This window comes from Deltaproteobacteria bacterium (assembly GCA_020848745.1).
Lineage (GTDB): Bacteria > Desulfobacterota > Binatia > UTPRO1 > UTPRO1 > UTPRO1.
In genome coordinates, this window is sequence record JADLHM010000008.1 from 1 (window position 1) to 6051 (window position 6051).

The 6051-nt window shown below is 71.4% G+C and carries 5 protein-coding genes; all 5 read left to right on the forward strand.

The window, feature by feature from the left end; translation table 11 throughout:
* On the forward strand, positions 1 to 1276 hold a 1276-nt coding region (locus IT293_00775), incomplete at its 5' end, for a sigma-54-dependent Fis family transcriptional regulator (protein ID MCC6763170.1).
* A 445-nt stretch (positions 1277 to 1721) separates the two neighbouring features.
* Positions 1722 to 1922, forward strand: a complete 201-nt coding sequence (locus tag IT293_00780; GenBank protein MCC6763171.1) for a hypothetical protein — start codon at positions 1722 to 1724, stop codon at positions 1920 to 1922.
* An 11-nt stretch (positions 1923 to 1933) separates the two neighbouring features.
* Positions 1934 to 3079, forward strand: a complete 1146-nt coding sequence (locus tag IT293_00785) for a polysaccharide biosynthesis/export family protein (protein ID MCC6763172.1) — start codon at positions 1934 to 1936, stop codon at positions 3077 to 3079.
* A 12-nt stretch (positions 3080 to 3091) separates the two neighbouring features.
* On the forward strand, positions 3092 to 5482 hold the full coding sequence (locus tag IT293_00790; GenBank protein MCC6763173.1) for a polysaccharide biosynthesis tyrosine autokinase: 2391 nt from the start codon (positions 3092 to 3094) through the stop codon (positions 5480 to 5482).
* Between the two features lie 8 nt (positions 5483 to 5490).
* Positions 5491 to 6051, forward strand: a 561-nt coding sequence (locus IT293_00795; GenBank protein ID MCC6763174.1) for a glycosyltransferase, incomplete at its 3' end; no start/stop codon positions are given.

The following is a 6051-nucleotide window of genomic DNA, read 5'->3' on the forward strand; positions in this document are numbered from 1 at the left end:
CGATGCCGTCCGGATCCTCGTCACCGAAGGAGAAGACGATCCGGAAGCGGCCGCGGAGGCGAGCGCCGTGGTGTCGCGAACGGCAGGGCCGGATGCGTTGCGCGCCGTGTGTGGCCTCGCGTTGCGCTCGGCAGCCGCCGAGCGCAGCGCGCACGATCTCGAGACCGAGAACCAGCGTTTGCGCGGCATCGACGTGGAGGCGGCGCGCACGCTGAACGGGCTCGAGGGGATCGCGGGCTACGAGGGCCTGCTGACGCGGAGCCCGGCGATGAGAAAGGTCCTCGAGCTCCTCGAGAAGATCGAGGACAAGGAGACGTCGGTCCTGATCCACGGGGAGACGGGAACGGGCAAGGAGCTCGTCGCGCAAGCGATTCACGCGCGCAGCCGTCGCCGCAAGGGACGGTTCGTCGCAGTCAACCTCGGAGCGATCTCCGATCCGCTGCGGGAGAGCGAGCTCTTCGGGCACGTGCGCGGCGCCTTCACGGGAGCGACCGGGAGCAGGGCCGGGCTCTTCGCGGAAGCGGACGGCGGCTGCATCTTTCTCGACGAGATCGGCGACGCGAGCCCGGCGCTGCAGGTGGCCCTGCTGCGCGTGCTCGAGGAGGGCACGATCCTGCCGGTCGGAGCCGATCGGCCGCGGCGGGTGGACGTCCGCATCATCTCCGCGACGAACCGCGATCTTCCGGCGCTCGTCCGTCAGGGACTCTTCCGGCGCGATCTCTTCTATCGGCTGAACGTGTTCCCGATCGAGCTGCCGCCGCTCAACGAGCGGCCGGAAGACATCTTCGCCCTCGCGAACCACTTCCTGGCGCGGGCGTCGCTCGACATGGGGAAGAAGCCGCTCGGCATCTCGCGCGAGGCGCGCGCCGTGCTCGAGGCGTATCACTGGGAAGGCAACGTGCGGGAGCTGCGCAACGTCATGGAGCGCGCGGCGATCCTCTGCAAGGGCGGCCTCGTCATCGCCGCGGATCTTCCGGTCGGCCAGCGCGGCAACGGCGAGGCGCTCGAGGCGCGCAATGCGATCGCGAGCATCGCGATCCCGCCCGGAGGGGCGACACTGCACCATCTGGAGCGCGAGATCTTCACCAAGACACTCGCGATCACCCGGGGAAACCAGCGCCGCGCCGCCCGCGTTCTCGGGCTGCGCGAGAGCACGTTCCGGTTCCGGATGCGGAAGCTCGGCGTCGGGGCGGCGTCGTCGGTGACGGCGCTCTGTGCGCTCGCGTGGTCGCGGCTCGACGCCTGCAGCAGCCTCCTCGACGCGCTCGTCGGCTGAGCGGTTCCGCGGCGTCGGGCGCGAGCGTCGCGAGCGTATCGTGCCGGCGCGGTCGGTCGCGCACGCGGCTCGTGATCCGCTGCGCGGCGCCGCGAGGAATGCGCAGCCGGTTGCGAACGCGCGATCGGCTGCGTGCCATCCGGGCGGTCGGGCGACACGGCGGCGCGGGCTCGTTTCCGGCGTGATTACGGACCCGTGAAGGATCGGGCGCGGTCCCGGAGGCGCGCCGCCGCGCGCGTCCGTCCGGCCGTGCGCGGCGGGTTGCGGAGGACGCGCCCCGCGTCGCGGGGCGGCGCGCCGCCAGGCGCGCGCGGGCGTCGCGTCTTTTCTTCGCGGGAACACGGAGTTCGGCCGCATCGGTCGCGTGTCGGAGCGCCGCGAGCGCGTCTGGCACGGGCGGTGCTCATTGGCGCCGGACACTTCGGCACGACAGCGGAGAGCGATCATGGCGCAGGAGACCGTCGAACGATTGTTGGGACGCATTCTCACCGACGCGGAGTTTCGCCAGCGTCTCTTCACCCGGGCGGAAGATCATCTCGGGCAGTTCGATCTCCTCGCGCACGAGCGCGAGAGCCTGCGCGGCCTCGATCTGGAGGCGGTGGAGCAGCTGTCGGGACGCCTGGACCCGCGCATCGTGCGCGGCTGAGGAGATCACCGATGGGGGTCGTCATCGCACTTCGCCGCAGCATCCTCGTCGCCGTGGCGCTCGCGGCGCTCTCGGCATGCACGCCGGCGAGCAGCGGGTCGCGCGCGAGCGGGGCATCGGTCCAGCCCGTGGGCCTCGGCGGGGCGCCAGCGGCCGCCGCGGATCAGGCGAGCGCGCGGCGCAATCGCGTCCGCCTGGTCGCACTGCAGACGCAGCGCCAGAGCGACGTCGGCGGCGCCGATTATCGGGTGGGGCCGGGCGACGTGCTCGCCGTCAAGGCGTACGACCTCGAGGAACTCGACCGGCGCGTCCGGGTCGACGGCGCCGGCAACGTGATGCTGCCGCTGCTCGAGAGCGTCCCGGTCTCGGGGAAGACGATCGCGGAGGTCGAGCGCGATCTCACGGCGCGCCTCGGCGCGTTCATGTACAGCCCGAAGGTGACGGTCTTCATCGAGGAGTATCGCAGTCAGCAGGTCGCCGTGGTCGGCGCGGTGCAGCGTCCTGGCCTGGTCGCGCAGACGAACCAGACCGCCACCGTCCTCGACGTGATCGCGGCGGCGGGCGGCAAGACCGCCGACGCGACGAGCCGGATCTACCTGATCCCGGCCGAGACGCGCGGCGGGACGGCGGCGGCTTCGCTGAACGAGCTCGCTGCGGCGTCGTCCGAGTGCGGGGAGGCGGCCGGCGGGGCGCCGTGCGCCGCCGCGGGAGGCGTCGACGGCGACCCGATCGCGTTCGACGCCAACGAGATGGACCAGATGGCGCAAGCGACGTTCCTCAGTCTCCCGGTCCGGGGCGGCGACGTGGTGATCGTTCCCGGCAACGGGCATTTCGTCGTCGAGGGGTGGGTCGAGAAGCCGGGCACGTACCCGATGAAGGCCGGCCTCACGTTGCGCGGCGCCATCGCCACCGCCGGCGGGCTGTCGTTCCCCGCCGAGCCGAGCGACGTGCGCGTCTTCCGGCGCGCGCCCAACGGCGCGGCGGAGACGCTGCGGGCGAACCTCAACGACATCGCCGCGCAGCGGGCGCCCGACCCGTTCCTTCACGAGGGCGACGTCATCGAGGTGTCGTCGTCCAAGGTGAGGCTCGTATCCTGGGGCGCGTACAAGGTCATCACGGACATCGTCCGGGCCAGCGCGCGCATCCCAATCTACTGAAGGGACACCACGATGCACGACGCAGAGCCACAGATCGTTCCCTACGCTCTCCGGCGCGACCTCGCCGCGCCGCGGCCGCTCGCCGCGCCGCCGCCGCCGCTGCTGGAGGGCGGCATGCTGCACGACGTCCGGAACGTCCTGCTCCGTCAGTGGCGCGTCCTCGTCGCCGCGCTCGTCGTCGTCGTCGGCGCGACGGCCGCCTATTGCTGGATCGCGACGCCGTACTACCGGGCGCGCGCCACCGTGCTCATCGATCCGCGCGCGCCCCAGGTGCTCAACGGGCAGCGCTTCGGCGAGGTCCAGGATCCGTTCACGAGCGCCAAGTACGACTACTACCAGACGCAGTTCCAGCTCCTGCGCAGCCGGAGCCTCATCCAGCGTGTCGTCGACGAGCTGAAGCTTCCCGAAGACCCCCGGTTCGTGGCGATGACCGAGGATCAGAAGTCCATGGGACGGCCGGTGCCGTCGGTGATGCGCACCTACCTCGACGGCCTCGAGATCCTCCCGATCCGGGGCACGCGCCTGGTCGCCGTCGAGTTCGAGGCGCCGGATCCGGATCTCGCGGCGGAGATCGCCAATGCGCACGCGCACGCCTTCGTGCGCGGCGGCCTCGAGCGCCTCTACGGGGCGATCGAGCAGGTCCGAGGCTTCCTGCAGACGAAGCTGGAAGAGCTGCAAGCGCGCGTGCACCAGGCGGAGGAGCGCGTGCTGGAATACCAGTCCGTGCATCGCATGCTGCCGCTCGACCTCACCAAGGACGTCGGCAGCGAGCGGCTCGCGGACCTGAGCCGACGCCTGACCGCCGCCGAGACCGATCGCATCACGATCGAGGCGCAGTACCGCCTGATCCGCGAGGAGAACGGCGAGTACTACGACGGGCTCCCGGCGGTCCTGAGCAACGGGCTGATCCAGAAGCTCCGCGAGGACTTCAACGCCCTCGAGGTGGAGTACGCGCTGCTCGCCGGCAAGTTCCGCCCGACCTATCCGCGCTTGCGGCAGGTCGGCGAGCAGCTCGCCCACGCGCGGGGTCTTCTCCAGAAGGAGATCGCCAAGGTCGTGAAGGGCATCGAGGCCGAGTATCTCGCGGCGCAGCGGACCGTGGACCAGCTCCGCGAGGAGATCGAAGGCCAGCGCGCCTCGCTGCTGCAACGCAAGGACGCCGAGGGCGAGCTCCTGATGCTGACCCGCGAGGTCGAGACCACGCGGGCGCTGCACGACAACCTGCTGGCGCGCGTCAAGGACCTCGACGTCGCCGCCGGCTCCGACACGTCCAACATCAGCGTCGCGGAGCCGGCGTCCCCGAAGCTCTGGCCGAGCTCGCCGGACCGGTTGTTCCTGCTCGGTCTGAGCGTCGCGGTCGGGCTGCTGCTCGGCGCCGGGCTCGCGCTCCTGCGGGACTCCTTCGACCGGTCGATCCGGGACGTCAACGACCTCAGGCGGGTAACGGGTCTGCCGACCCTGGCGGTCGTTCCCGATTTCCATCCGGGCCTCTCGGAGTCGCCGCAGCTCTGGCTGCAACAGCACACCGCGCGCCTGCGCGAGATCGCGTCGAGCGTGCTCGGTCGCGCCAACGTGGCGGACGAGCACGGCGGCGCCAACGGCAACGGCCACGGCCACGCGAACGGCAACGGGCACGGCGGCGGCTCGGAGCTCCCCGTGGTCGAGGTGACGGGCGTGCCGCAACTGGTCCTCGGCAACGGCCACGTCTGGCACTCGGCCGAGGCCTACCGGACGCTGCGGACCTCGCTGCTCCTGCATCCGGGAGGCTCCATTCCGCGGGTGATCCTGGTGACGAGCGCGATCGGCACCGAGGGCAAGACGACGACCGCGGTGAACACCGCCGCCGCGCTCGCGACCTGCGGCGTGCGCGTCCTGCTCGTCGACGGCGACCTCCGCCTGCCGCGCTGTCACGAGAGCCTCGGCATCGCGCTCGAGCCGGGCCTCAGCGAGTACCTCGCGTGGCGGATCGTCGATGCGCCGATCGTGACGACGCGCGTCGAGAACCTGTCGTTTCTCCCGGCGGGAGGCTTCATGCCGGACTCGACCGAGCTGCTCGCGTCGTGGCGGATGTGGAAGCTCATCGAGCGCGTGCGGGGCGAGTACGACTTCGTCATCCTCGACTCGCCCCCGCTGCTCGCCGTGAGCGACGGCGTCCTGCTGGCGAATCTCGCCGACGGCGTGATTCTCGTCGCCGACCGCGCGCGCAGCCGGCGTGACCAGGTGCGCGCGGCGATGCAGCGCCTGTCGCAGACCGGCGTCGCGCCGCTCGGCGCGGTGCTGAATCGCGGGGAGATGGAGTTCAGCTACTACCGGTACGCGCGGCCGTCACGCGGCGGGGCGCCGGTCGCGGAGGCGGGCGCGCCGGCGCAGAGCGACGGCCCGACGGTCGCCCCATCGGTGTGAGTGCCGTCATGCCGTCCATTCGCGTCCTCGACATCGTCAACACGGATCACGCCGCGCTCAATTTCCTGGTCGATCGCGTCGGCTGGATCAATCGCGAGAGCGAGTTCCGGAACGACGTCGTGTGCAGCGTGGGGCCGCATCTCGAGCAGCTCAGCTTTCCGGACGCGGAGGTGACCGCGATGTCCATCCCGCGGGGGATGGATCCGGTGGGGATCGCGGCGCTCTTCGTGCGGATCTTCCGGCACCTGCGCGCTCGCGACTACACGATCGTCCACACCCACAACTCGATCACGGGGGCGGTCGGGCGGGTCGCGGCCCGGCTGGCGGGCGTGCCGGTGGTGATTCACACGACGCACGGGTTCCACTTCCACGAGGGGATGAGCGCGGCGCGCCGCTGGCCCTTCGTGGCTGCGGAGCGGTGGCTCGCCCGCCGCTGCGATCTGCTCCTGTGCCAGAGCCGCGAGGAGATCGAGGTGGCGCGCGCGATCGGGCTGCGCCCCCGCCACGGCATCCACTACGTCGGCAACGGGATCAATCTGGAGCGCTTCGCCCAGCGGTCCGCGCCGCCG